The following is a 26,199-nucleotide window of genomic DNA, read 5'->3' on the forward strand; positions in this document are numbered from 1 at the left end:
ACCCGGGGTCAGAGCGTTCGGATCAGAGCTCGACCGAGGTGATGTCGAGCTCGCCGACGTTGGTCAGCTCCAGCTTCTTGATCTTCTCCGAGTGGCCGGACTGCTGGCCACCGAAGTAGATCGGCATGGTCGGAACGTCCTGGTCGATCAGCTTGACGGCCTCAGCGAACTTCTTGTGGGCCTCCTCGATGCTGGGGGCCGCGGTGGCCTCCTTCGAGAGGGCGTCCACCTGCGGGTTGCTGTACTTGCCGTCGTTCGAGGAACCACCGGTGACGTAGAGCGGGTTGATCCAGTTCTCCACGTCCGGGTAGTCCTGCTGCCAGCCGGCCCGGTACGCGCCGGTCATCTTGTAGGCGTTGATGTTGGCGCGGAAGACCGCGAAGGTCGGCACGCCGACGGCGACCGCGTCGATGCCCAGGTTGGTCTTGATCTGCTGGGCGACGGCCTCCATCCACTCCTTGTGGCTGGCGTCCGCGTTGTACGACAGGGTCAGCTTGCCCTTGAAGCCACCGGACTCGGCGTACAGCTGCTTGGCCTGGGCCACGTCGAACTTGCAGGCGGTGCAGTTGCCCGGCTCGGCGCCCGGGGTCAGCGGGTTGGCCCAGCTGTCGGCCGGCTTACGGGTACCGAAGAAGATCTTGTCGGTGATCGCCTGCCGGTCGATGGACAGCGAGATCGCCTTGCGCAGCTTCGGGTCCTTGAAGCGGGCGTCGTAGATCGGGAAGGCGATGATGCCGGTCGACGGGGTGGTCGAGGCCATCGCCCGCTCGCCCAGGTCGGTCTTCCACTTCTCACCGGCCAGCGCGGAGACCGGAACCTGCTGCTGGAAGTCCAGGTTGCCGGCGAGCAGGTCGTTGTAGGCCGCCGTGTCGTCCTGGTAGATCTTGACGGTGACGTCCTTGACCTTCATCTTGTCGCGCAGGCTGTAGTCGTCGAAGCGGGTCAGCTTGATCTCGACGTCGTCCTGCCAGGAGACGAGCTTGACCGGGCCGTTACCGATCGGCTTCTTGCCGAACTCCGCCGGAGTGGTGGAGAAGAAGGCGTCCGGCAGCGGCACGAAGGCGCTGTAGCCGAGCTTGGTCGGGAACACGGCGGTCGGCGCGTTCAGCGTGACCTCGAAGTTCCAGTCGTCGACGACCTTGAGGCCGGACATGTCCTTCTTGGCCGGCTCCGGAGCCTTCTGCGCGCCGTCCGGGCCGTCCGGGTCCTCGGTGTAGACCTCGTCGAAGCCCTGGATGTCGGAGAAGAAGGAGGCGTTCTGCGCGCCGTTCGGGCCGTACGCCGCCCAGTTCCAGGCCTTGACGAAGCTCTCGGCCTTGACGGTGGTGCCGTCGTGGAACTTGGTGTTCTGCTTGATCTTGATCTTGAAGACCTTCGAGTCGCTCGTCTCGATCGACTCGGCGAGCAGGTTCTGCGGCGCCCCACCGTTGTTGGGGTACTCGACCAGACCGCTCCACATCCAGTCGATGATCGCGCCGCCACCGGTCTCGGTGGTGTTCGCCGGAACCAGGGGGTTCTCCGGCTGGGTACCGTCGATGACGATCGCGCCGTCCGAGCTGGCGCCGGCGTCGCCACCGTCGTTGTTCCCGCTGGAGCAGCCGGACGCGACGAGCGCGAATGCCGCGCCCACCGCGAGCGCGCCGCTCGCCCGCTTCGAGACTCTCATTCCGAGGGGCCTCCTCTTTCTTAACCTGGTTCCGTCGTGGGTTTCACGCACGTTTGGGGGTGACACCACCGGCGACCCGGACAGCGGGACGTCGGTTTACCGCAGAGGATTTCGGGACACCCCAGGGGTACCGATCCGCCGGGCGCCACACCTTGGACGTGGGCACCGCGCAGGGTCGACAACCACGCGGCGGACGCTGGTGGCGGCGTCACGTGGTCGGCAGGCCCGACGAGATGCCTCACACCGGGGGGTGAGGTGCTGCAACTGTGACACCCACCGGGCCTTTCCGTGAAGGTGCCGTTATCAAGACGTTAGTTGCCCGCCACGTTGCCGATACTTGAGAAAAGATCACAAAGCGTACGGACGATAGGGCCCTGAACAGGCAAGACGGGCAGGTAGGGGTTGACGGACGTCCCTGCCGCCCGCAAGCGCTGTGACGAGGACCGCGCCCGCTCCGGGCCCGTCGACAGGCGCACGACTGCGGCTTTTTTGTCCGTCCGGAGGATACCGACGTCAACTTGCGGACACCAACAACCCCCGGGGGGACGATGTCTCCCAGGGGGTCACCGTGCGGCGCGGGCTCAGACCAGGCGGCGGTCCGCGGCCCAGCGGGACAGCTCGTACCGGTTCGACATCTGGAGCTTGCGCAGGACGTTGGAGACGTGCGTCTCAACCGTCTTGATCGAGATGTACAGCTCCTTGGCGATCTCCTTGTAGGCGTAGCCGCGGGCGAGCAGCCGGAGCACCTCGCGCTCCCGGTTGGTGAGCTGGTCCAGCTCGGGGTCGGCCACCGGCGCGTCCGGCCGGGACGCGAACGCGTCCAGCACGAACCCGGCCAGCCGAGGGCTGAAAACGGCGTCACCCTCGGCCACCCGGCGGATCGCGTCGGTCAGCTCCTCCGGGGAGATCGTCTTGGTGACGTACCCCCGCGCGCCGGCGCGGATCAGCCCGATGACGTCCTCGGCCGCGTCGGAGACGCTCAGCGCGAGGAACCGCACCTGCGGGTGGGTACGCCGCATCGCCTCCAGCACGGCACGGCCACCGCCGTCGGGCATGTGCACGTCGAGAAGCACCACGTCCGGCTGGGTGGCCGCGATCCGGGTCACCGCCTCGGCCACCGAGCTGGCCTCGCCGACCACCTCGACCCGCGCGCCCAGCTCGGCGCGGACGCCGGCCCGGAACATCGCGTGGTCGTCGACGAGGAAGACCCGCAGCGGCCCTCGCGGCGCCGTGCCCTCGACCGGTTCCTGCTCGGACATGTCACCTGTCCCTTTCCGCCGTGGAGCCGGAGCCGCTGATCGGCAGGATCAGCCGGACCTCGGTCCCCTCTCCCGGCTCGGACCGGATCTCCGCCCGGCCGCCGTGCCGCTTCATCCGCCCGATGATCGATCCTCGGACGCCGTGCCGGTGATTCTCCACCGTATCCGGGTCGAAGCCCTTGCCCCGGTCCCGGACGAAGACGCTCACCTGTTCCGGCTCCACCTCGGCGAAGAGCGACACGGTCTGCACACCGGCGTGCCGGGCCGCGTTCACAAGAGCCTCCCGGGCGGCGGCCACGAGGGCGCCCACCCGCTCGTCGGTCTCCCGGTCGCCGACGACCACCGCCTCGACAGTGATGGCGAACGTGTCCTCCACCTCGGCGGCGGCCTGCTCCAGCGCGGCCGCGAACCGCTCGGTCGGCGAGGCGGTCGGCTTGTAGAGCCAGTTGCGCAGCGAGCGCTCCTGGCCACGGGCCAGCCGCTGCACCGTCTTGACGTCGCTGGCGTTGCGCTGGATCAGGGCCAGCGTGTGCAGCACCTGGTCGTGGACCATGGCGGCCAACTCGGCCCGCTCCTGCTCGCGGATGCGTCCCTCCCGCTCCGACCGGAGCTGGTTCCAGGTCCGCCAGAGGACCGGACCGGTCACCACGCCGACGCCGGCCAGCCCGACCAGCGCGAAGATCACGCCGTTGAGCACCGCGTCGAAGTTCTGCGCCGGTGAGTAGACGGCCGCCACGCCGATGATGCCGACCGCGACGAGCACGCCGCCGCCGATGAAGCGCAGCACGAACGCGCGCCGGTCGGTCTCCTCCACCACCGCGCCCAGCCAGGGCACCGCCGCGTCGCCCCACTGCCGGCGCCGCTCCGGGCCGGACTGGTGCCAGATGACGCCCGCGCCGACCGCGATGATCGCTACCAGCCAGCCGGCGGTGCCGGCCGCGCCCACCGAGTTGAAGGCGAACACCTGCAACAGCAGTACGCCCAGCCCGATCGCCACGAACGGCAGCAGCTGGGCGAGGTCACGGCGCGGTGGGACGGCGGTGTCGCCGGGGCGGGGTGGCACCACCGCCCAGAAAGCGGCGTAGAGCAGCAGCCCGAGGCCGCTGAGCCCGAGCAGGACCATGAACGCCATCCGCACCCGCAGCACCGGGATGCCCAGGTGCTCGGCGATGCCCGCGGCCACCCCTGCGGCCAGCCGGTGCTCGGTGGCCCGGTAGAGGCGCGGGACGTGCGGGGCGGGGGTGCTGCTGATCGGAAACTCCCAGGTCGAGGTGGAGACGCCGGCGACGCCGACGCTCAGATCGTCACACGACGGCGACGTTCCGGACCACGGGGACGCCCCGGACTTTCGTCGCCGGCGGATCTCAGGGTGGGGTCAGGGTCGGGTCCTGAGGCAGTCCGGGCGGCCGGGGCAGCAGTATCGGAGGCATGACCGAGGACGCTGCCCGTCCGCCCCGCCCCTGGGCGGCAGCACAGGACGCCCCGCCGCCGCCCCCACCGGGGTCGGCGCCCCCCACCGACCACGCGACCCCACCGCCCGGCGGCGCGCCGTTCACCGGCCCGCCACCCGGCGGGTACGCCCCGCCGCCCGGCGCTGCCGGCTTCACCACCCGGTACGGCCTGGTGCGCCCCCGCGAGGGCCGCTACCTGGCCGGGGTGTGCGCCGCCATCGGCCGGGCCACGAACACCGACCCGGTGCTGTGGCGCGTGCTGCTGGCCGTGCTCGGCTTCTTCGGCGGCATCGGCATCATCGTGTACGTCGCCGGCTGGCTGATCATCCCGGGCGAGGGCGACACCGCGTCACCTGTGGAGGCCATGCTCGGCCGCGGCCGGTCCAGCATGTCGCCGATCACAGTGATCGTGCTCGGCATCGTGGTGGCCCTCGGCTTCGCCTACGTCGTCACCGACGGCTTCCGGGCCATCCTGCTGGGCGCGGTGATCCTGATCGGCGGCGCGCTGCTGCTCAACCGCGAACAGCGCGGCCCGGGGCAGCGGCCGGCTCAGCCGACGCCGCAGCCCGGCCCGCCGCCGGGTCCGGTGCCACCGGTGGCCTGGCCCGCGCCGCCGGCCTCGGCGCCGGGCGCCTGGGCCGCAGGGCCCGCCGGGGCGCCGTGGACCGCCGCGCCGACGGTCCGCCCCGAAGCAGCGTCGTACGCCGAGCCCGGCTACCCGCCGGCCGGCCGCCCCGAGCCGGGCTACCCCCCGGCGACCACGTCCGAGCCGGGCTACCCACCCGCGTCCCCGTCCGAGCCGGGCCATCCGGCAACCTCCGAGCGCGAGCCGGGCCGTCCGGCGACGTCCGAGCGCGAGCCAGGGCTCGCGGGGTCCGGGACGAGCTACCCGACGCTGCCGGCGCCGGGCTGGCCCGCCGCGGCCGGCACCCGGCCGGGCTGGCCCGAGCCGACGACCGCAGCGCTGCCGCCGGTGAGTGGTCCGGTCGCTGACACCGCCACCTGGCCGGCCTACGGCGCGGCGCCCTCCTGGCCGGGTACCCGGAGCACCGACGCCCCGCTGGGTGGACCCGCAGCCGTGCCGCCCCCCGGGCCGGTGGGCGCGCCGCTGCCGCCCGGCGGCTACCGCCCGCCGTTCGCCCCGCACGGCCCGTACGCCGGGTCGCCGCCCCCGCGGCCGCCGGTCCGGGCGCCACGACCGCCGAAGCGGCCGAAGGAGCGCTCCCCGCTCGGCGCGATCACGTTCTCGCTGATCTTCCTGGCGCTGGGCGTGGTGGCCATGCTCGACCTGCTCGACGTCTTCCCGGTCGGCGCGGCCGGCTACTTCGCCGCGGTGCTCGCCACCATCGGCCTCGGCCTGCTCGTGGGCACCTGGTTCGGCCGGGCCCGCTGGCTCATCGCCCTCGGCCTGGTGACCGCGGCGGCGCTCGGCGTCGCCACCATCGCCGAGTCCTACGACCGGGTACGCGGCATCGACGGCAACGTCACCTGGGCGCCGACCGACCTGCGCGACCTGGCCAACCGCTACGAGAACAACCTCGGTGACGCCGTGCTCGACCTGCGCGGGATCAACTTCGACAAGCAGGACGTGCAGGTGACAGTCGACGTGAACCTCGGCAACGCGACTGTGGTCGTACCGCCGAACGTCGACGTGACCACAGTGGCCGACGTCAACGCCGGTGACGCCACGGTCTTCGGCCGGCGCAGCGGCGGGCTCGGCGGTCGCCAGTGGGAGACCACCGACGTCGGCGCCGACGGTCCCGGTGGCGGCAAACTGCGTCTCTTCGTCCACGTGAACGCCGGCAAGCTGGAGGTGACCCGATGAAGGCGCACCGCACCGACGTCGTGTCGTTCGCTTTCGGACTCGTCTTCCTCGGCCTGTCCGTCTGGTGGCTGCTGGCCCGGATCCTCGGGCTGTCCGTACCTCCGGTGGGCTGGTTCCTGGCCGGCGGGCTGGTCCTGATCGGGCTGCTCGGGCTGATCGGCGCGCTGCGCTCCGGGCAGGCTGCGGAGCAGCCCGCGCCACCGGAGGCGACGGTCTCCGCGCCGTACGGGGACGACAGCCCGGCCGGCGGCGGCGACGTGACGTCCGACGTGGCCGACGAGTGGGCCACCGAGGCGACGACCGACGTGTCGGAGCCCGCCACCCGCGAGATGCCGACGGTGGACCCGCCGGCGGACGAGACGCGCGAGGAGCGGCGTACGCCGGGCGACCCGGCCTGACCGCGTCACTGCGGGGCCTTCGGAACGCGGCCTATGCTGGTCGGCGGAGATCTCGCCTCCGCCGGCCGGCCCGCGCACCCGACCACGCCGGAGCCGTGTCGGGTCGCCGGAGCCGCTGCCCGCCCGTCCGCTACCTCGTCAGGAGCCCGCCCGACATGACCCAGTCCCCCGCCGTGCGCGTCACCGGTCCCTCCGGTGCGGTCCGCATCGGCGAGCGCGCCGCCCGCACGCTCGTCAGCGAGTTCGCCCGGCGCAACGACCCGAAGGCCGGCCTGCTGGTCGGCGCGACCCCGGAGTCCGCGGTTCTGGCCGCGGCGATCGAGGCGCTGCTCCCCGGCGACCGGCTCACAGTGGTGCCGGCGGAGGGCAGCGCGACAGCGGCGCTGCGGGAGCACGTGACCGCGCAGGGCCGCTGGGTCGCCGACCGGGTACGCGTGGTCGACACCCTCGCCGAGGCGGACACCGCCGCCGTGGTGGTCGTCGCCGAGCCGTTCACCGGCACCGCCGAGCAGGCGCGCGCCGCTGTCGACGGGCTGACGAAATACCTGGCCGACGGCGCGGTGCTGAGCGTCGCCGCGCCGCTGTTCCGCACCGAGGGCGCGGACGGCGAACTGGACCGGCAGGGCGTGCTGCACGGCGTGCGCACCGACCTGGTGCTGCGCAACACCCCGCCGGTACGCGTGCACCACCTGCGTTTCACCCCGGCGCCGGTCGCGCTCGCGGCCTCGCTGTCCCCGGCGTACCGGCCGTCGAGCGTGCCGCTGACCCGGGGCATGCACATCGACTCCAACGGGGTGGCCGCCGCCGGCATCACGCTCGGCCTGGCCGCCCTGACCCGCGCCGCCCGGCCGAAGTCGAATCTCTGGCTGCTGCCGGCGCTGGCCGCCGCGCCGGTGGCCGCGTTCTTCCGGGACCCGGAGCGGGACGTGCCGGAGGACCCGTCGGCGGTGGTCGCCTCGGCGGACGGCCAGGTGCTCTCCGTGCAGCGCCTGCAGGACGAGCGCTTCGGCGACGGCGAGTGGCTGCGGATCGCGGTGTTCCTGTCGGTGCTGGACGTGCACGTCAACCGCGCCCCGGTGGCCGGCAAGGTGGTCGACTACTTCGTCGCCGACGGCGGGTTCGTCAACGCCATGAAGCCGGACGCCGAGCACAACGTGGCGGCGTACACGGTGCTGGACACCGACCACGGCACCGTGGTCGTGGCGCAGCGCACCGGGCTGATCGCCCGCCGGATCGTGCAGCGGGCGCCGGTCGGCTCGCTGCTGGCGCGGGGCGAGCGCTTCGGCCTGATCCGGTTCGGCTCGCGGACCGACGTCTACCTGCCGGCCGACGCGGCGGACCCGCTCGTCGGCCCGGGCGACAAGGTGGTCGGCGGCGCGACGGTCATCGCCCGCTGGCGCTGAGCGCCGGACACGAAGAAGGGGCGCCGCTTCTCGCGGCGCCCCTTCTGTCGTTCTCGGGGATCAGGCGGTACGGCGCTGGTGCAGCCAGAGCAGCGGCCCGCTGACCAGGTAGCCCACCACCACGAGGGCGAACGTGAGCCGGATGTCGACGAGCGCGCCGATCACCGGGGCCAGCCAGAGCCACGGCGGCAGCTTCAGCAGCCGGGCGAGCTTGGCGTACGGGAAGCTCGACACCATCGCGAAGGCGAGCAGCGCCACGGCGGCCACCATCACCAGGCCGGGGACCGGCACGCCGATGGCCACGGTCAGGGCGAGCACTGCTGCCGCCATGGTGGTCGGCACGCCGCAGAAGAAGCGGCCGTCCTTCGGCGAGACGTTGAACCGGGCGAGCCGGACCGCCGCGCACGCGGCGACGAGCGCGCAGGAGACGGCGGCGGCCGCCGGGGGCGCGGAACCGGCGAGCGAGGCGTAGACCACGACCGGCGCGGCGAGGCCGAAGGAGCACATGTCGGCGAGCGAGTCCATCTGCGCGCCGAACGGGCTGGCCACACCGAGCTTGCGGGCCAGCGCGCCGTCGAGGCCGTCGAAGGCCACGCAGGCGATCAGGAAGATCGCCGCGACCTGCACGTCACCGCGCATGGCCAGGAAGATGGCCAGCATGCCGAGCATGAGGCTGCTCAGCGTGCACGCGTTGACGAGCGCGAACTTGGCCCGGCGGGCGGCGGTGCGCTCACCCGGCAGGAGCGGGATCGACATCGCCGGGGACTCGTCGTCGACCGGAGCGGCCGGCGCGAGCGCCGGGCTGACCGGGCGTACCGCCTCGATGTCGGTGTCGAGCCGGCCGTAGCGGAGGCGCTGGCGGTCGGCGTAACGGTGGTCGGGGGTGACCAGGTCGGTCCCCGGAACGGCCGCGCCGTCCCGGCGGCCCACCCGGACCAGTAGCACCTGGCGGGCGAACGTACTGCTGCGGCGCAACCTGCCCGCCCAGCGACGCCCTGCGGGGCGCGGACTGTCAGTCGTACGACGCCGGCGCCATGGGGCTCTCGGCACGTTTCCTCCATCACCGGATCGGCTGGCCGCCCTCGACGGGGCGGGTGTCCGGCTGTCTCGTGCCGGACCTTTCGGGTCCGGCAGCCCTTTTGCGGAGTACACCATTGCACAGGGAACAGGGGCTTGGCGATAGCTGCCGGCGGTACTTATATCTCCCCTAACCGCGCGAACCGCTCAATCATTCCCATCTCGGGCTTCAACGTCCGTTTTCGTCGGCCAATCCCTACTTCCGACTGTACCGGAGCTCACCCAGGGCGGCTCGGCGAGCGATTCACCTCACCCGTTGCCCGGTGGCGCGGGCCGCCACGTCGGTCATCGACAGGCCGCTGACCTGCTCCGGCGCGAACCAGGCCGCCCGTGCGGTGGAGCCTCCGGCCAGCTCGGTCACCACCGCCTCGGTCGGCGCGTCCACGCGTACCCGGTAGATCACCCGGATGCCGTGCCAGTCCAGCGGACGGCCCTCCGGGCCGAGCGCGGCCGGGTTGTGCAGGTTGTCCACCGCCATCAGGTCGACCACCCGGCCCAGCTGGCCGGCCTCCTCGACCAGCTCACGCAGCAGCCCGGTGGCCGGCTGCTCGCCGTGGTCGGTGCCGCCGCCGGGCAGGTGCCAGCGGCCCGCGCCCGGGTAGCCGTCGGCGATCATGGTGAGCAGCACCCGGTCGGCGGGGTCGGTGACCAGCCCGTACGCGGCGAAGCGCTGGCGGCGGTCGGCGGCGAGGTCGGCCGGTTCGACGGGCAGGCCCCGGGGCATGTCGGCCCGCAGCGGGGACACCGGCAGGCCGAGCAGCTCGGCGGTGAACACCATCAACGGGAGGCCGGCGGCCTCCTCCGGGGTGAACCAGCCCACCTCGTCGGTGCCACCGTCCGGCTCGGGTCGCAGCCGCCCGTCCCGCGCCTCGACCTCGAAGATCAACCGATCCGTGTGCATCGCGACGTCCTCGGCGCGGAACGCGGCCACGTCGGCGACGGCGGCCCGGATCGCGCCGGGCGCGACGGTCAGCCCGGTCTCCTCGGCGAACTCGCGGACCACCGCGTCGGCCGGGTGCTCCGCGTGCTCGACGCCGCCGCCGGGCAACTGCCACACCCCCGGGTACGGGCACCGCGCCGAGCCACGCGCCAGCAGCACCCGCCCGTCGGAGTCCCGCAGCATCCCGTACGCCCCGACCCGCCGCCGCTGCTCCACCCGCACCACTCCCCCGCGCCCCGCGCACACCCGCGCCCCACTCCGTCGATCATGAGGTTAGCGGTACCGAGGCGGACATTTCCCGCCGTCAACTTCATGATCGCCGGAGTGGGGCGCGGGTGTGCGCGGGGTGGGTCTAGAGGAGGTGGGCGGCCTGGACCGCCTCGGCGGTCACCTCGGTGAGGCGATCGGTGGGCAGCGCGTCGAGCTCCTCGCGGCGGAACCAGCGGGCCTCGCAGGTGGAGCCGCCGACGTCGGCCACCGTGGGCGTCGCCGGCTGGTCCACGACCACGCGGTAGAAGGCGCGTACGCCGTGCCAGTCGATCGGGTAGCCCTCCGGGCCGAGCGAGGCCGCGTCCCGGTGGCTGGCCACGCCGAGCAGCTCGACCAGGCGGCCGGTCTGCCCGGTCTCCTCGACCAGCTCCCGGATCAGCGCGGCGCCCGGCTGCTCCCCGTAGTCGGTGCCGCCGCCGGGCAGGTGCCAGCAGCCGGCGCCCGGGTAGCCGTCGGACACCCGGGTCAGCAGTACGCGCTCCTCCGGGTCGGTCACCACCGCGTACGCGGCGAAGCGCTGCGCCCGGTGCAGCCCGTCCGGGCCGGGTACGGCGTAGAACGAGGGGAACTCGGGCACCTCCTCCGGCACGATGTCGTCGGTGGAGGTGGGCAGGCCCAGGGCACGCGCGGTGAACGACCGCAGCGGCAGTTCCCGCGCCTCGTCGAGGGTGAACCAGCGGGCCAGGTCGGTCGGGCGGTCGACCCGCTCGGTGAGCGTCCCGCCGCGTACCGAGACGGTGTAGAGGAGGCGGTCGGTGTGGATCGTGATGCGCCGCTCGGGCAGCGCCCGCATATCGGCGAGCACGTCCTGAAGGCCGGCGACCGCCACCGAGAGCCCGGTCTCGGCCGCGGTCTCCCGGACGACTGTGTGCTTGGGGTCCTCACCGTGGTCGACCGCTCCTCCGGGGAGCGACCAGGTGCCGGGGGTGCCGGAGCGCTCCGATGCGCGGACCAGCAACACTCGGCCGTTCGAATCAGCACAAACTGCGTATGCCGCGATCCTGCGGAGCGGCTCCAGCGAGGTGGTCACGGGGTCAAATTCTCCCCGCAGCGGGTTACCGGGATCGAAAAGAGTCAGATTCCTGACTCTTCGCTGGCGTCTCAGGGATGCGTCAGGGTAGGGGTCCGGGCGGTCACCGAGGTCGCCCGCCGCGGCGCGCGGCACCGTTGAGACATGACCTCCCCGCATCCCTCCCACGCCCCGTACAAGCAGCTCCGCCGCCCGGTCAGCGACCGCATGATCGCCGGCGTGGCCAGCGGCCTCGGCCGCTACTTCGCCGCCGACCCCACGCTCATCCGGGTGATCTTCGCGACCGCCACGGTGCTCACCGGCGGACTCGCCGCGCTCGCGTACCCGATCATGTGGTTCCTGATGCCCGAGGAGCCGACCGGCGCGCCCGCCTGGCCGCACCCGCCGGGCACCGCGCCCGGGTGGCCGCCGGTCCCGCCGACCGGGCCGACCTCGCCGACCACTGTCGTCCCGCCGACCGCCGTGGTGCCGCCGACCGCGCCGGCTACGCCGCGGACGCCGGCCGGGCCGGACGCCGGACCGCCGCCCGCGGCCTGACGCCGGACCGCCGCCCGCGGCCTGAGCCGCGTCACTCCCACTCGATGGTGCCCGGCGGCTTGCTCGTCACGTCCAGGACCACGCGGTTGACCTCGGCGACCTCGTTCGTGATCCGGGTCGAGATCCGGGCCACCACGTCGTAGGGCAGCCGGGACCAGTCGGCGGTCATCGCGTCCTCGCTGGAGACCGGGCGCAGCACCACCGGGTGACCGTAGGTGCGCCCGTCGCCCTGCACCCCGACGCTGCGGACGTCGGCCAGCAGCACCACCGGGAACTGCCAGACGCCCCGGTCCAGGCCGGCCGTAGTCAGCTCCTGCCGGGCGATCAGGTCGGCCTTGCGGAGCACGGCGAGGCGCTCCTCGTCGACCGCGCCGATGATCCGGATGGCCAGGCCCGGGCCGGGGAACGGGTGCCGCCACACCATCGCCTCGGGCAGTCCCAGCTCCAGGCCGATCGTGCGGACCTCGTCCTTGAACAGCGTGCGCAGCGGCTCGACCAGCGAGAACTTCAGGTCCTCGGGCAGGCCGCCGACGTTGTGGTGGCTCTTGATGTTGGCGGTGCCGGTGCCGCCGCCGGACTCCACCACGTCCGGGTAGAGCGTGCCCTGCACGAGGTATTCCACGTCGCCGTGCGCCGCGATCTCCCGGGCGGCGGCCTCGAAGACCCGGATGAACTCCCGGCCGATGATCTTCCGCTTCTGCTCCGGGTCGGTCACCCCGGCCAGCGCGCCGAGGAACCGCTCCCGGGCGTCGACCACCTTCAGCCTGATGCCGGTGGCGGCGACGTAGTCCTTCTCGACCTGCTCGGCCTCACCGGCCCGCAGCAGGCCGTGGTCCACGAACACGCAGGTGAGCTGGTCGCCCACCGCGCGGTGCACGAGCGCCGCGGCGACCGCCGAGTCGACGCCGCCGGAGAGGCCGCAGATGACCTCCTTGTCGCCGATCTGCTCCCGGATCCGGGCGACCTGCTCGTCGATGATGTTCGACGGCGTCCACGTCGGTTCGATGCCGGCGATGTCGTACAGGAAGCGGTTCAGCATCTCCTGGCCGTGCGCGGTGTGCCCGACCTCCGGGTGGAACTGCACGCCGGCCCGGCGGCCGGCCAGGTCCTCGAACGCGGCGACCGGGGCGCCCGCCGACTCGGCGGTCACGGTGAAGCCCTCCGGCGCCTCGGTGACGCAGTCGCCGTGGCTCATCCACACCGGCAGGTCGGCCGGGAGGTCGCGCAGCAGCACACCGGGCTCGGTCAGGCGCGGGCGCAGCGGCGTGCCGCCGTACTCGCGGTTGCCGGTGCGCGCGACAGTGCCGCCGAGCGCCTGCGCCATGGCCTGGAAGCCGTAACAGATGCCGAAGACGGGCACGTCGGCGGTGAACACCCCGGCGTCGATCTGGGGCGCGTCCGGCGCGTACACGCTGGCCGGACCACCGGAGAGGATGATCGCGGCCGGGTTCTTCGCCAGCATCTCGGACACCGGCATGGAGTGCGGGACGATCTCCGAGTAGACCTTCGCCTCGCGGACACGGCGCGCGATGAGCTGGGCGTACTGGGCTCCGAAGTCCACCACGAGGACGGGGCGAGGCGTGCTCATGTGCGCAAAGCCTACCGACAGTCACCGGGCCGCCGGACGCGCCCCGGCGGTGTGGCGGGGTGAATGTGTTAACAAGGGCCCCTTCCTCTACCGGAGGCGTTAAGAAGGGGCCCTTCCTTTCACCGCAGGGCGGCGGGGGCGTGGGCGGGGACGGCGGGGCGCCGCGGCGGCACCGGCCCCACCCGGGTGTACGGCGAGCCGGGCGCCGGGCGCGGGTCCGCCTCGCCCTTGTTCGGCCAGTACGACATCGCCCGCTCGGCCTGCGCGGTGATCGTCAGCGACGGGTTGACGCCCAGGTTCGCCGAGACCGCCGCGCCGTCGACCACGTGCAGCCCCGGGTGGCCGTACACCCGGTGCCACGGGTCGATCACCCCCTCGTCCGGGGTGGCGCCGATGACCGCGCCGCCGAGGATGTGCGCGGTCACCGGGATGTTGAACGGCTCGGTGACCGCCCCGCCGGGGGTGCCGCCGATCTCCTCGGCGAGCAGCCGGGCCGCGGCGTTGCCGGCCGGGATCCACGTCGGGTTGGGCGCGCCGTGGCCGGGGCCGGAGACCAGCCGGCCCTTGCGGTACCGGGTGGTCAGCGAGTTGTCGACCGACTGCATGACGAGCGCTATCACGGTGCGCTCGGACCAGCGGCGCACGGACAGCATCCGTGCGGCCAGCACGGGCTGCCGGACGATGCTGCCCAGCCAGCGCCGGGCCCGGCGGGGACCGCCGTCGATTAGCAGCGACTGGAGCAGCCCCATCGCGTTGGAGCCCTTGCCGTAGCGGACCGGCTCGATGTGGGTCTGCGGGTCGGGGTGGAACGAGCTGGTGATCGCCACCCCCTCGGTGAAGTCGAGGCCGCGCCGCCGGGCCGCGCCGGGCGCCACCGAGGCGCCGAGGATGGCCTCGGAGTTGGTCCGGGTGAGCTCGCCGAGCCGGGGCGAGAGCGCCGGCAGCGCGCCGGTCGCCTTCATCTGGTGCAGCAGCCGCTGGGTGCCGAGCGCGCCGGCCGCGAAGACGACCTGGTCGGCGTGGATCACCTCGCGCCGCTTGCGCAGCCAGGCGCCGGTGCGTTCGGTGTGCACCGCGTACCCGCCGGCCGGGTCCGGGCGGACCGCGGTCACAGTGGTCAGCGGGTGCACCTGCACGCCGAGCCGTTCGGCCAGCCAGAGGTAGTTCTTCACCAGCGTGTTCTTGGCGCCGTGCCGGCAGCCGGTCATGCACGACCCGCAGTGGCTGCACCCGGTGCGGTCCGGCCCGGCTCCACCGAAGTACGGGTCGGCCACCCGCTCGCCGGGACGCCCGATGTGCACGCCGACCGGCGTCGGGTGGTAGGTGTGCGCCACCCCCATCCGCTCGGCCACTGCGCGAACGGCCTGGTCCGCCCGGGTGTCGATCGGGTACGTGGTGACGCCGAGCATCCGCTTCGCCTGGTCGTAGTGGCGGGCCAGCTCGTCGCGCCAGTCGGTGATGTCCCGCCACTGCGGGTCGGCGTAGAACGCGTCGAGCGGCTCGTAGAGCGTGTTCGCGTAGACCAGCGAGCCGCCGCCCACTCCGGCGCCGGAGAGCACGAGCACGCCACCGCCGGCCTTGCGGTCGGCCGAACGCAGCAGCGTGATCCGCTGGAGCCCGAAGCAGCCGAGCCGGGGCGCCCAGAGGAACCGCCGCGCCCGCCAGGACGTACGCGGGAACTCGTCGTCGGCGAAGCGCCGCCCCGCCTCCAGGACGCCTACCGAGTAACCCTTCTCGGCCAGCCGCAGCGCGGTGACGCTGCCGCCGAACCCGGACCCGATGACGACCACGTCGTAGCGCATGGACGCATCATTACCGACGAGTAGCTATAGCGCCAACGAGGCTTTTTCGCACATCATGCAGAGCGCTCGATCGCCGGGATTCCCGCCGCTGCAACCTGTCGGCCACCCTGGCGCGTCGAATCACACGGGGAGGCACGAACGTGACGAGACGACGCCTGCTGGGCCTGGCCGCGCTGGTGGCCGCGCTGCTGGTGGCCACCGCAGCGGTGGTGACCACCCGGCTGGTGGCCGACCGCCCGGCCGCCCCGTCCGCCGGACCGAGCACCACCCCGCCGGCCTCGCCGACGCCCGCCCCGACCACCGCCAGCCCGACGCCGCCGCCCGGCGCCGACCTGAAAGGCCCGCTCAACCTGCTGCTCGTCGGCGTCGACACCCGGGTCAGCATCCCCGGCTGGGAGCCGCACGCCGACGCCGTGCTGCTGCTGCACGTACCCGCCGGGCTGGACCGGGCGTACCTGTTCTCGCTCCCCCGCGACCTGGTGGTGGACATCCCCGCCTACCCGAAGGCCCGCTACCCGGGCGGCCGGACCAAGCTCACCCACGCGATGAGCTACGGCAGCCGGGTGCCGGGCGACAAGGCCAACCCCAGCACCGCCCAGGGGTACGAGCTGCTGCGCGCCACCGTCTCCCGCTACACCGGGCTGCGCATCGACGCCGGGGCGGTGATCACGTTCGGCGGCTTCGACAAGCTGGTGGACACGCTCGGCGGGGTGGACCTCTACGTGGACCAGCGGGTCGCATCCCGGCACCGCCGCCCGGACGGCACCATGCGGACGCTGAGCGGCGGCGGCTACATCGGTCCGCAGATGGTCTACGAGAAGGGCACCCGGCACCTGACCGGCTGGCAGGCGCTGGACTACGCGCGGCAGCGCTACACCGCCGGTGGCGACTACACCCGGCAGCGGCACCAGCAGCAACTGCTCCGGGCGCTGGCCCGCAAGATCGTCGACGAGGGCACCGCCCGCGACCCGCAGCGGGTCGAGCAGGTCGTCGCCGCGCTCGGCAGGACCCTGGTGTACGCCGGAGGCGGCCGGCAGCTGATCGACTTCGCGTATGCCCTGGGTGGCGTGCCGGCGGACCGGCTCACGCTCGTCGTGCTGCCCGGCGCCGGGGTGAGCAGCGGCGGCGCGTACCGGGGCGAGCAGCTCAAGCCGCTCGGCCGCGACTTCCTCACCGCGCTGCGCGGTGGACGGGTCGACGCCTTCCTGACCGCCCACCCGTCGCTGCGCGTCAAGAACTGACGCGACCTACAGCGGCTTCGGGGTGGGCGGGCGTTCGGTGCCGTACAGCCACGGGTCGAAGACCTTCGCCAGCTTCTTGCCGGAGACCCGCTCGGCCAGCGCCACGAAGTCGGCGGTGGTGGCGTTGCCGTTCTTCCGCTCCGCCGCCCAGGTACGCAGGACGGAGAAGAACGCGGTGTCGCCCACCGCCACCCGCAGCGCGTGCACTGTCATCCCGCCCCGCTCGTAGACCGAGCGGCTGAACAGGTTCTCCACCCCCGGCTTGCCCGGCGGCGTCCGCCACACCTGCGCGCCGGCGTTCGCGTACTTCTGGTCGAACGTGCGTTGCACGGTGGTCGAGCCGCTGTGCTCGGCCCACAGCCACTCCGCGTACGTGGCCAGCCCTTCGTTGAGCCAGATGTCCTGCCAGCGCTGGATCGACACGCTGTTGCCGTACCACTGGTGGGCCAGCTCGTGCGCGACCACGCCGGTGTTGTCGCCCTGCCGGAAGAAGCTGGCCGAGTAGACCGGACGGCTCTGCGTCTCCAACGCGTACCGGATCCGCTCGTCGGCGATCACCACCCCGCCGTACGAGTCGAACGGGTACGGCCCGAAGACGCTCTCCAGGTAGTCGGCGACCTCGACGGTGCGGGCGATCGACCGGTCCGGGGCGCCCTGGGGCAGCTGCGTAGTGACCGCGCTGTACACCGGCCGTCCCTTGTGCTTGCCGGTGGTGACCCGGAACTTGCCGATCGCCACAGTGGTCAGGTAGCTGGCGGTCGGCGCGCCCTCCGACCACTTCCAGGTGGTCCAGTCGCCGCTTGTCGTCTTCCCCTTCGGCACGCCGTTGGAGACCGCCGTCAGTCCCTTCGGGACGGTCAGCTCGATGTCGTAGGTGGCCTTGTCCGACGGGTGGTCGTTCACCGGGTACCAGGTGCTCGCCGACTCCGGTTGCCCGAGCGCGATCGCCCCGTCGGAGGTGTGCAGCCAGCCGCCCTCGCCCAGCGCCTCGGTCCGCAGCGCCTCCGGTCGCCCGTCGTACCGGACCTCGGCGGTGAACCCGTTGCCGGAGGTCAGCCCGGTGGCCGGGGTGATCACCAGCTCGTTCCCGGTGCGGCGGTGCCCGGCGGCGGCACCGTCCACGCTGACCGAGCGGACGGTCAGCCCGGCCAGGTCCAGGTTGAACGCGGACAGGTCGGCGGTCGCGGTGGCCCGAAGCGTGGTGGTGCCGTTGAGCCTGTCCGTCTCCGGGTCGTAGCGCACCTTCACCGTGTAGTGCGCGACGTCGTAGCCGCCGTTGCCGTAGCTCGGGAAATAGGGGTCTCCGGCGCCGGCCGCGCCCGCCGCGAAGCTGCGCGTGGCCGCCGGGGCGGCAGTGGTGGGAGCCGCCGGTCCCGGGTCCGGCTCGGCCGAGCCGCAGCCGGCCACCAGCAGCGTCGCGCAGGCCAGCAGCCCGAGCCGTCGTCGTCCGCCGCGCCGCGTCATCGCCTCGATCCCTCCGGGGTCCCGAACAGCGGCCCCGCCCACGGGCCGCTCCGCCCGCGGCAGCCTACCCAGCGGCGGTCACGCCCACGTCACGGCAGTCCCGGTGGCGTCGCGCCGACCAGCCAGGCGTCCAGCAGCGACCGCAGTGGCCGCCCGGACGTGCGTTCGGCGTACCCGACGAAGTCGGCGGTGGTGACGTTGCCGTTGCGGTGCTGCGCCAGCCAGCCGCGCAGGACGCGGTAGAACGTCTCGTCGCCCACCGCGCGGCGCAGCGCGTGCACCGCGAGCGCGCCCCGCTGGTAGACCGCGTCGCCGAACATCCCGGACCGGCCCGGGTCGACTGTGGGCTTCGACCAGTCCGTCACCGCGTACCGCTCGGCCGCGGTCTGCGCCACCGTCCGCCCACCGTCGTGCTCGGCCCAGAGCCATTCGGCGTACGTGGCGAAGCCCTCGTTGAGCCAGATGTCGCTCCACCGGGCCACCGAGACGCTGTCGCCGAACCACTGGTGGGCCAGCTCGTGCGCGACCACTTCGGTGTTCGGGCGGTCGTCCCGGAAGAAGCCCGGCCCGTAGACCGGCCGGCTCTGCGTCTCCAGCGCGTACCGGATGCGCTCGTCGGCCACCACGATCCCGCCGTACGCCTCGAACGGGTACGGGCCGAAGCGCGCGGCCAGGAAGTCGGCGATCTCGCCGGTGCGGGCCACCGACGCGGCGGCCGGCCCGTCCGCGGGCAGCGCCGCGGCGACGGCGGTGACCAGCGGCTTGCCCGCGTGCGTGCCGGTTCTGACCCGGTAGTCGCCGATCACCAGCGTGCTCAGGTAGCTGGCCATCGGCGCGCGCTCCGACCAGCGCCAGGTGGTCCAGCCGCCGGCGCTGGTGCGGCTTTGCGGCACGCCGTTCGCGAGCGCGGCGAGCCCGTCCGGCACGGTGACCGCGAAGTCGTACGTGGCCTTGTCCGACGGGTGGTCGTTGACCGGGTACCAGGTGCTCGCCGACTCCGGCTGGCCGAGCGCTATCGCGCCGTCCGGTGTGGCGTGGAAGCCGCCGTCGCCGAGTTCGGCGTTCGGCAGCGGTTCCGGCACACCGCCGTACGTCACCTCGACGGTGAGCCGCTTCCCCGACGGCAGCCCGCGCGGCGGGGTGACGATCAGCTCGGCGCCGTCGTGGCGGTGTTTCGCCGCCTCCCCGCCCACCCGGACCCGCTCGACGTCCAGCCCGGCCAGGTCGAGCTGGAACCGGGACAGCGCACGGGTGGTGGTGACGGTCAGCGTGGCCGTTCCGGTGAGCTTGTCGCCGGCCGGGTCGTAGCGCACGTCCAGCGCGTAGTGGCCCACGTCGTAGCCGCCGTTGCCTGCTCCCGGCACGTACGGGTCACCGACGTCCGCCGCGCCCGCCCGGAACCCGTTGTCGTCGCCGCCCGTGCACCCGCCGGCCGCGAGCGCCACCGCCACCAGCCCTGCCGCCCAGATCCGCCGCCGCCTCACCCGGCGAGCCTAGACGCGCGACGGCGCGGGCGGGGCCGGAACACGTCCGGGCCGCCGCCCGCGCCGTCGTGCGGTGCTCAGCGGTGCTCAGCGGTGCTCAGCGGTCGAGGACCAGCCCGACCTTCTGGAACTCCTTCAGGTCGCGGTAGCCGCACTTGGCCATCGCGCGGCGCAGGCCGCCGAAGAGGTTGAGCTGGCCGTCCGGCTCGTCGGCCGGGCCGAACAGCAGCTTCTCCATCGAGCCGAGCGGCTCGCCGGCCACCTCGAACGCGCCCCGGGGCAGCGACGGGTGGCTGGCCGCGGAGTGCCACCAGGCGCCGCCGGCCGGCGCCTCCGCGCAGAGCGAGAGCGGCTCGCCGAGCATCACCGCGTCCGCGCCGCAGCCGAGCGCCTTGGCGATGTCGCCGGAGGTCTGCATGTCGCCGTCGGCGATCAGGTGCACGTACCGGCCGCCGGTCTCGTCCAGGTAGTCGCGGCGGGCCGCGGCGGCGTCGGCGATCGCGGTGGCCATCGGCACCCGGATGCCGAGCACCGACTCGGTGGTCGACCAGTCGTCGCCGCCGATGCCCACGATCACGCCGGCCGCGCCGGTACGCATCAGGTGCAGCGCGGTCTTGTAGTCGGTGCAGCCGCCGACGACGACCGGCAGGTCCAGGTCGGCGATGAACTCCTTGAGGTTCAGCGGCTCGTCGGTGGTGGAGACGTGCTCGGCCGAGACGAGCGTGCCCTGGATGACCAGGATGTCCACACCCGCGTCGAGGATCACCGGGGCCAGCGCCAGGGTGTGCTGCGGGGAGACCCGCACCGCCACCGTGCCGCCGCCGTCGCGCAGCTCGCGTACCCGCTCGGCGATCAGGTCGGGCCGGATCGGCTCGGCGTAGACCTCCTGGAGGCGCTTGGTCGCCCGCGCGTCCTCGCCGAGACCGGCAAGCTCCTCCAGCACCTTGGCCGGGTTCTCGTACCGGGTCCAGAGGCCCTCGACGTTGAGCACCCCGAGGCCGCCGAGCTGACCCAGCCGGACCGCCGAGGCGGGGCTCATGGTCGCGTCCGAGGGGTGGCCGACACAGGGGATGCCGAACTGGTACGCGTCGAGCTGCCACGCGGTGGAGACGTCGTCGACGTCCCGGGTGCGGCGGCTCGGCACGATGGCGATGTCGTCCAGGTGGTAGCCGCGCTGCGCGGTCTTGCCCAGCCCGATCTCGACCACGTCACGCATGGGGGACTCCAGGTGGTTGGGGGTGGTGGGTCAGCGGGAGTGGTAGTTGGGCGCCTCGACGGTCATCTGGATGTCGTGCGGGTGGCTCTCCTTGAGCCCGGCCGCGGTGATCCGGATGAGCTGGCCACGCCGGTGCAGCTCCGGGATGCTCTCCGCGCCCACGTACCCCATCGCGGCGCGCAGGCCGCCGATGAGCTGGTGGGCGACCGCGGACAGCGGCCCCCGGTAGGGCACCTGGCCCTCGACGCCCTCCGGGACCAGCTTGTCCTCGGCGAGCACGTCCTGCTGGAAGTAGCGGTCCTTGGAGTAGGACTTGCCCTGGCCGCGCGACTGCATCGCGCCGAGCGAGCCCATTCCCCGGTACGCCTTGTACTGCTTGCCGTTGATGAAGATCAGCTCGCCGGGGCTCTCCTCGCAGCCGGCCAGCAGGCTGCCGAGCATCACCGTGTCGGCGCCCGCGACGAGCGCCTTGGCGATGTCGCCCGAGTATTGAATGCCGCCGTCACCGATCACCGGCACGCCGGCCGGGCGGGCGGCGCGGGCCGCCTCCATGATCGCGGTGATCTGCGGTACGCCGACCCCGGCCACGATCCGGGTGGTGCAGATGGCACCCGGGCCGACGCCCACCTTCACTCCGTCCGCGCCGGCCTCGACGAGCGCCTTCGCGCCCGCGTACGTGGCGATGTTGCCGCCCACGATGTCGATGCTGACGTCCCGCTTGAGCCGGGCGACCATCTCCAGCACGGCGCGCTGGTGGCCGTGCGCGGTGTCCACGATGACCACGTCCACACCGGCGTCGACGAGCGCGCGGGCCCGCTTGTAGCCGTCCTCACCCACGCCCACCGCGGCGGCGACCCGAAGCCGGCCCGCGTCGTCCTTGGTGGCGTTCGGGTACTGCTCGCTCTTGGTGAAGTCCTTGACCGTGATCAGGCCGCGCAGCTTGCCGCCCGCGTCCACGATCGGCAGCTTCTCGATCTTGTGCTGGCGCAGGAGGCCGAGCGCCTCGTCCTTGCTCACCCCGACCGGGGCGGTGATCAGCGGGGTGCGGGTCATGATGTCGCGGACCGGCGTGGCCGGGTCGGAGACGAACCGCATGTCGCGGTTGGTGACGATGCCCACGAGCTGGCCCTGCCCGTCCACCACCGGCACGCCGGAGATGCGGTAACGCCCGCAGAGCGCGTCGACCTCGCGCAGCGTGTCCTCCGGGCTGGCGGTCACCGGGTTGGTGATCATGCCGGACTCGGAGCGCTTCACCAGATCGACCTGGAGCGCCTGGTCCTCCACCGAGAGGTTGCGGTGCAGCACGCCGATGCCGCCCTGGCGGGCCATGGCGATCGCCATCCGCCCCTCGGTGACCGTGTCCATCGCGCTGGACAGCAGCGGCACGGTCAGCTCGATGTTGCGGGTGAGGCGGGTGCGGGTATTGACACGGCTGGGCACGACGTCCGACTCGCCCGGCTGCAGGAGCACGTCGTCGAAGGTCAGCCCGAGCGGTACCACCCGGGCCGAACCCGCCGGCAGCTCGGGCAGATGGCCACCCAGCTCCCCACCGTCGGTGCCGGCCGGGATCTCGGTGCTGGGCGAATTCTCCACGATTGCTCCCCTGAGCTGGTCGATCGGGCTGCAGCGAGGCGGCGCGCACGGGCACCGGCGGGCGCCTGGTGACGGCGCGTCGCCTCATCGTACCCACTGGCCCGTCCCCGCCCGGGCAGCGGCGGGCCCGGGGGTAGGCAGGGCCACAGCGCGGGCTGGGGCGGGCTTTCCGGCGGCCCGGGGTCTACGGTGAGGGGGTGCACGACGAGCCCATCGACCCGTTCAACGGCGATCCCGCCGATCCGGCTGCCGGTCTGCACGATCCCGGCGACGACGACGCGCTCGACCCGCTGACCGACGTCGAGCGCCAGGACGTGCTGGAGGATCTCGCCGACCTGGAGATCTACCAGGCGCTGCTCCAGCCGATCGGGGTGCGCGGCCTGGTGATCGAGTGCGAGGACTGCCGCGAGCCCCACTACTTCGACTGGGACCTGCTGCGCGGCAATCTGCGCCACCTGCTCAACTCGGGGCGCCCCCGGGTGCACGAGCCGGCCTACGACCCGGACCCGGACCATTACGTGAGCTGGGACTACGCCCGCGGCTACGCCGACGGCGTGCACGACACGCTCACCGAGGGCACCGACGAGTCCAGCGAGAGCTGAGCGCCGACGGCCTGGGCGTCAGGCCACCAGGCCGGCCCGGAACCCGGCCGCCACGGCGTGTGCCCGGTCCCGCGCGCCGAGCTTGCGGAACAACCGCCGGGCGTGCGTCTTGACCGTGTCCTCGGAGACGAACAGCTCCCGCCCGATCTCCGCGTTGCTCTTGCCCTCGGCCATGCCGAGCAGCACCTGAAGCTCCCGCTCGGTCAGCCCGACCGCGCCGCGCGGCGTCCGCGCCGGGCGCTGGGCGGCACCCGGCCGGGGCGCCTCCGCCGCGTCCGCCGCCGCCGGGTCCTCCGCGTCCTCACCCCGTTGCACAGGCACCACGGTGGGCAGGCCCGCGGCATCCACCGGCACCGCCGCCGGCCAGCCGGGCCCACCCTGGGTACGCCCCGCCGACCGGGCCGGGCCGCCGACCGCGGCCGCGTCCCGGGCGGTGTCCGCCACCCGGTGCCGGTTGCTCCGCCCGGGGGCGGAGAGCAGCAGCAGCGCCTTGGCGACCGCGCTGGTCAGGTCGTGGTCGGCGTTCTGGATCAGTCCGCGAGCGCCGGCGCTGATGGTGGCCGCCGCCGACTCCGACTCCTCGGCGCCGAGCAGCAGCACCGCCGCCTGCGGCGCGCGGGCCAGCACCCGGCGCACGAAACCGACGCTGTCCGGCCGGGTCAGGGCGGTGTCGGCGAGCACCACGTCCACCGGACGCTCGGCGAGCCGCAACATCACCTCCGGATCGGAGACGGCCGTCCGGACGACGCCGGACAGCCCGAGCCGCGCCGCGGCGGAGGTCAGATGCTGGGCCGCCAATGGTGTCCGAACGCACACAAGAACACTACGCACAGTGGGCTCCTCTCCGACTCAGAGCAGACCATGCGGAGGTGGGCTCGGGAGGGGGTTCCGGGCAATCATCCGAACTTTTCCGACAGATGGGGCATATGCCGCCGAGTGTCCGAGGTTTTCGATCACAGATGTGTGAGGCGGGGACGGCTCGGGTACCGAGGGGTTCATCCGGAACCGGCATCCCGCGCGGACCGCCGCCCGGTAGCTGGCCACGAACATTCTCCGCGGTGCCGCGCGGGAGGAGGGGTGCTGATGTCGAACGTACGTAGGCTGCCTGGACCGATCGACGAGCTCTGGGACTGGCAGCGGCTCGGGGCCTGCCGTGGCCGCGACAGCGCGCAGTTCTTCCACCCGGACGGCGAGCGCGGCTCCTCCCGGCAGCGCCGTGAGATGGGTGCCAAGTCCGTCTGCCGCGCCTGCCCGGTACGCGCCGAGTGCGCAGCGCACGCGCTCTCCGTCCGCGAGCCGTACGGCGTCTGGGGCGGGTTCAGCGAGTCCGAGCGGCTGCGGCTGCTCGCGCTCGGCTGGGAGGACCTGGCCGACCGCCGGCAGACCCGAGTGGACATCGCCCGGCTGGAGACCCGCCTCGGCCGGCCGCACAACACCGCCGTGCCGGACCAGCGCAAGGTCGCCTGACCGGCTTCACGACCCCCGACGCCGCGCCCCGATTCCGGGGCGCGGCGTCGTCGCGTCGGGCCCGCTCGGCCCCCGCGTGATCAACACCAGCTCGGCGAAATGGTCATATCGCGGAGCCTCTGATGCCACCACTTCCGGGAACTGGTGTTGATCTTTCGAGGGTGGGCGGCGGTGGTCAGGTGACCGTGACTCGCACTGTGTGCCAGCCGGTTGCGCCGTCGGGGGCGACCGGGGCCCGCTGTTCCGTCTGGGTCTCGCCGGTCGCGTCCGTCGCCCGCACCTGAAGCGTGTGCTCGCCCGGCGTGGCGTCCCACCGCCAGGACCACTGCACCCAGGTGTCCGCCGACACCGCCGGGGCCAGCGTCGCCTCCTGCCACGGGCCGCCGTCGACACGTACCTCGACGCGCCGGACACCGCGGTGCTGCGCCCACGCCACACCGGCGACAGTCACCGGACCCGCGGCGGGACGGCTGCGAGGCCGGGGCGTGTCGATCCGGGACTGCGTCTTGATCGGCCCCTGCGCGGACCAGCCGCGCGGCACCCAGTACGCGTCGAAGTCGGCGAAGCTGGTCAGCTCCAGCTCGGTGAGCCACTTGCAGGCCGAGACGTACCCATAGAGGCCGGGCACCACCATCCGCACCGGGAAGCCGTGCCGGATCGGCAACGGCTCGCCGTTCATACCGACCGCGAGCAGCGCGTCCCGCCCGTCGCGCAGCACCGAGGTGGGCGTGCCGCAGGTCCAGCCGTCGACGGCCCGGCCGACCACCTGGTCCGCGCCGTCCTCCGGGTCGGCCTCGTCGAGCAGTTCCTTGATCGGTACGCCGAGCCAGCGCGCGTTGCCGATCAGGTCGCCGCCCACCTCGTTGGAGACGCAGGCGAGCGTCACGTAGCGCTCGACCATCGGACGGGCGAGCAGGTCGTCGAAGCTCAGCTCGATCGGGTTGCGGACCCGCCCGTGGATGCGCAGCCGCCAGGTGACCGGGTCCACCTGCGGCACCACCAGCGCGGTGTCGATCCGGTAGAACTCCCGGTTCGGCGTGACGTACGGCGCGAGCCGGGACAGCGACAGGTCGGCTCCGGCCGGCAGCGGTGGGGCAGGCACGGCCGGGGCGGGCAGCGTCACCGCGTCCCGGGCCGTCGACACGCCGCGCCGGCCGGCCAGCCAGTGCCCGCCCAGCCCGGCCACCGCAGCCGCGCCGGTGAGCAGCCCGGCGCCACGCAGGAACCGTCGTCGCGACTCCGCGTCGTCGGGCCGGGCCGGCTCCCAGCCGCCCGGCGTCTCCCCCTCCCGGGCAAGCGCGGCGACCGCCGGAGGCGGCGCGGACGGCAAATCGGCGCCCAGCGGGCCGGCCACGAACGCCCAGAGCGTCAGCGCGCCGAGACCGCCGCCGACCAGTGCGGGCAGCGCGTCGAACGCGTCAGCGCCGGCCCGGCTCAGCGCGGCGGCGACACCGAGCGCGGCGAACGCGGCGATGCCGGCCAGGCCGATCGCCAGCCGCCGGACCGCCGCCAGACCGAGCAGCGCCCCGAAGGCGGCCAGCAGCAGCGCCGTCCCGATCAGCAGCGCGATCTTGTCGTACGTGCCGAAGACGCTGATGGCGAACTGTTTGAGCGGCTCGGGCACCAGGTCGACGACGAGTCCGCCGACGGCGACGAGCGGAGCCGACCGGGGGCCGGTCAGGACCGCCACGGGTTCGGCGGCGCCGAGCGCCACCACGGCGGCGACGACACCGGCCAGCGCCGCGCGGCGGCGGGAGAGGGTGCTCACGGCATCCAGTCTGGTCGACTCGCGGGGACGGCTGCCAATTCCGTCAGCGTTCCGTAAGGGGACCCGGCCCGGGAAAGCCGTCAGGGCACACCACCGGTCGGCGGTGTGCCCTGACGTC

21 protein-coding genes are annotated in these 26,199 nt (G+C 73.3%); 7 read left to right on the forward strand and 14 right to left on the reverse strand.

What is annotated here, in order from left to right; translation table 11 throughout:
• Window positions 1–22 precede the first annotated feature (22 nt).
• The 3 genes from FHU28_RS30390 to FHU28_RS30400 all read right to left on the reverse strand — a co-directional run bounded on the left by FHU28_RS30390 (window position 23) and on the right by FHU28_RS30400 (window position 4,177).
• Window positions 23–1,666 (reverse strand): peptide ABC transporter substrate-binding protein, encoded by a 1,644-nt coding sequence (locus FHU28_RS30390; protein WP_184688469.1) that lies wholly within the window; start codon window positions 1,664–1,666, stop codon window positions 23–25.
• Window positions 1,667–2,247: 581 nt separating this feature from the next.
• On the reverse strand, window positions 2,248–2,925 hold the full coding sequence (locus FHU28_RS30395) for a response regulator (protein ID WP_184688471.1): 678 nt from the start codon (window positions 2,923–2,925) through the stop codon (window positions 2,248–2,250).
• Window position 2,926: 1 nt separating this feature from the next.
• A complete protein-coding gene (locus FHU28_RS30400) occupies window positions 2,927–4,177 on the reverse strand; it encodes a PspC domain-containing protein (RefSeq protein ID WP_184690054.1) in 1,251 nt (416 codons plus the stop codon).
• A gap of 176 nt (window positions 4,178–4,353) precedes the next feature.
• Here FHU28_RS30400 and FHU28_RS30405 point away from each other — a divergent pair, with 176 nt between their 5' ends.
• From FHU28_RS30405 to FHU28_RS30415, 3 genes are all read left to right on the forward strand, one after another.
• Complete coding sequence (locus FHU28_RS30405; protein WP_184688472.1) at window positions 4,354–6,201, forward strand: PspC domain-containing protein; 1,848 nt, start codon at window positions 4,354–4,356, stop codon at window positions 6,199–6,201.
• Window positions 6,198–6,599, forward strand: coding sequence for a hypothetical protein (locus FHU28_RS30410; protein ID WP_184688474.1), 402 nt, complete (start codon window positions 6,198–6,200; stop codon window positions 6,597–6,599). The genes FHU28_RS30405 and FHU28_RS30410 overlap by 4 nt, the downstream gene beginning before the upstream one ends.
• A 155-nt stretch (window positions 6,600–6,754) precedes the next feature.
• Window positions 6,755–8,002 carry a phosphatidylserine decarboxylase gene (locus tag FHU28_RS30415; protein WP_184688477.1) on the forward strand — a complete coding sequence of 416 codons (1,248 nt, stop codon included), beginning with the start codon at window positions 6,755–6,757 and terminating at the stop codon, window positions 8,000–8,002.
• A 60-nt stretch (window positions 8,003–8,062) separates the two neighbouring features.
• Here FHU28_RS30415 and FHU28_RS30420 read toward each other — a convergent pair whose 3' ends face one another.
• From FHU28_RS30420 to FHU28_RS30430, 3 genes are all read right to left on the reverse strand, one after another.
• Window positions 8,063–8,977: a CDP-alcohol phosphatidyltransferase family protein gene (locus FHU28_RS30420; RefSeq protein WP_184688479.1), complete on the reverse strand. Its 915-nt coding sequence runs from the start codon at window positions 8,975–8,977 to the stop codon at window positions 8,063–8,065.
• A 346-nt stretch (window positions 8,978–9,323) separates the two neighbouring features.
• Window positions 9,324–10,235 (reverse strand): NUDIX hydrolase, encoded by a 912-nt coding sequence (locus tag FHU28_RS30425; RefSeq protein ID WP_184688481.1) that lies wholly within the window; start codon window positions 10,233–10,235, stop codon window positions 9,324–9,326.
• A 136-nt stretch (window positions 10,236–10,371) separates the two neighbouring features.
• Entirely contained in the window at window positions 10,372–11,319 is a 948-nt protein-coding gene (locus FHU28_RS30430; protein WP_184688483.1) for an NUDIX domain-containing protein, read from the reverse strand.
• 144 nt (window positions 11,320–11,463) lie between these two features.
• On the opposite strand from FHU28_RS30430, the gene FHU28_RS30435 reads away from it, so the two are divergent.
• Window positions 11,464–11,856 (forward strand): PspC domain-containing protein, encoded by a 393-nt coding sequence (locus FHU28_RS30435; protein ID WP_184688485.1) that lies wholly within the window; start codon window positions 11,464–11,466, stop codon window positions 11,854–11,856.
• Between the two features lie 31 nt (window positions 11,857–11,887).
• Here the strand turns inward: FHU28_RS30435 and guaA are convergent, their stop codons facing one another.
• Together guaA and FHU28_RS30445 are read right to left on the reverse strand one after the other, a co-directional pair.
• Window positions 11,888–13,444 (reverse strand): glutamine-hydrolyzing GMP synthase, encoded by a 1,557-nt coding sequence (guaA, locus tag FHU28_RS30440; protein WP_184688487.1) that lies wholly within the window; start codon window positions 13,442–13,444, stop codon window positions 11,888–11,890.
• Window positions 13,445–13,563: 119 nt separating this feature from the next.
• Complete coding sequence (locus FHU28_RS30445; RefSeq protein ID WP_184688489.1) at window positions 13,564–15,246, reverse strand: FAD-dependent oxidoreductase; 1,683 nt, start codon at window positions 15,244–15,246, stop codon at window positions 13,564–13,566.
• Window positions 15,247–15,386: 140 nt separating this feature from the next.
• On the opposite strand from FHU28_RS30445, the gene FHU28_RS30450 reads away from it, so the two are divergent.
• A complete protein-coding gene (locus tag FHU28_RS30450; protein ID WP_184688491.1) occupies window positions 15,387–16,487 on the forward strand; it encodes an LCP family protein in 1,101 nt (366 codons plus the stop codon).
• 6 nt (window positions 16,488–16,493) lie between these two features.
• On the opposite strand, the gene FHU28_RS30455 is transcribed toward FHU28_RS30450, so the two are convergent.
• The 4 genes from FHU28_RS30455 to guaB form a co-directional block, all read right to left on the reverse strand.
• Window positions 16,494–17,951: a M1 family metallopeptidase gene (locus FHU28_RS30455; protein WP_184688493.1), complete on the reverse strand. Its 1,458-nt coding sequence runs from the start codon at window positions 17,949–17,951 to the stop codon at window positions 16,494–16,496.
• A gap of 89 nt (window positions 17,952–18,040) precedes the next feature.
• Window positions 18,041–19,435, reverse strand: a complete 1,395-nt coding sequence (locus tag FHU28_RS30460) for a M1 family metallopeptidase (protein WP_184688496.1) — start codon at window positions 19,433–19,435, stop codon at window positions 18,041–18,043.
• Between the two features lie 97 nt (window positions 19,436–19,532).
• Entirely contained in the window at window positions 19,533–20,651 is a 1,119-nt protein-coding gene (locus FHU28_RS30465; RefSeq protein ID WP_184688499.1) for a GuaB3 family IMP dehydrogenase-related protein, read from the reverse strand.
• A gap of 30 nt (window positions 20,652–20,681) precedes the next feature.
• Window positions 20,682–22,244 carry an IMP dehydrogenase gene (guaB, locus tag FHU28_RS30470; RefSeq protein WP_184688501.1) on the reverse strand — a complete coding sequence of 521 codons (1,563 nt, stop codon included), beginning with the start codon at window positions 22,242–22,244 and terminating at the stop codon, window positions 20,682–20,684.
• A gap of 197 nt (window positions 22,245–22,441) precedes the next feature.
• Here guaB and FHU28_RS30475 point away from each other — a divergent pair, with 197 nt between their 5' ends.
• Window positions 22,442–22,846 carry a DUF5319 domain-containing protein gene (locus FHU28_RS30475; RefSeq protein ID WP_073828883.1) on the forward strand — a complete coding sequence of 135 codons (405 nt, stop codon included), beginning with the start codon at window positions 22,442–22,444 and terminating at the stop codon, window positions 22,844–22,846.
• A gap of 18 nt (window positions 22,847–22,864) precedes the next feature.
• Here the strand turns inward: FHU28_RS30475 and FHU28_RS30480 are convergent, their stop codons facing one another.
• Window positions 22,865–23,677, reverse strand: a complete 813-nt coding sequence (locus tag FHU28_RS30480) for a response regulator transcription factor (protein ID WP_184688503.1) — start codon at window positions 23,675–23,677, stop codon at window positions 22,865–22,867.
• Between the two features lie 252 nt (window positions 23,678–23,929).
• Here FHU28_RS30480 and FHU28_RS30485 point away from each other — a divergent pair, with 252 nt between their 5' ends.
• Entirely contained in the window at window positions 23,930–24,313 is a 384-nt protein-coding gene (locus FHU28_RS30485; protein WP_184688506.1) for a WhiB family transcriptional regulator, read from the forward strand.
• 175 nt (window positions 24,314–24,488) lie between these two features.
• Here FHU28_RS30485 and FHU28_RS30490 read toward each other — a convergent pair whose 3' ends face one another.
• Window positions 24,489–26,081, reverse strand: a complete 1,593-nt coding sequence (locus tag FHU28_RS30490; RefSeq protein WP_184688509.1) for a molybdopterin-dependent oxidoreductase — start codon at window positions 26,079–26,081, stop codon at window positions 24,489–24,491.
• Window positions 26,082–26,199: the final 118 nt, after the last annotated feature.

It is taken from the genome of Micromonospora echinospora (assembly GCF_014203425.1).
GTDB classification, from domain to species: Bacteria; Actinomycetota; Actinomycetes; order Mycobacteriales; family Micromonosporaceae; genus Micromonospora; species Micromonospora echinospora_A.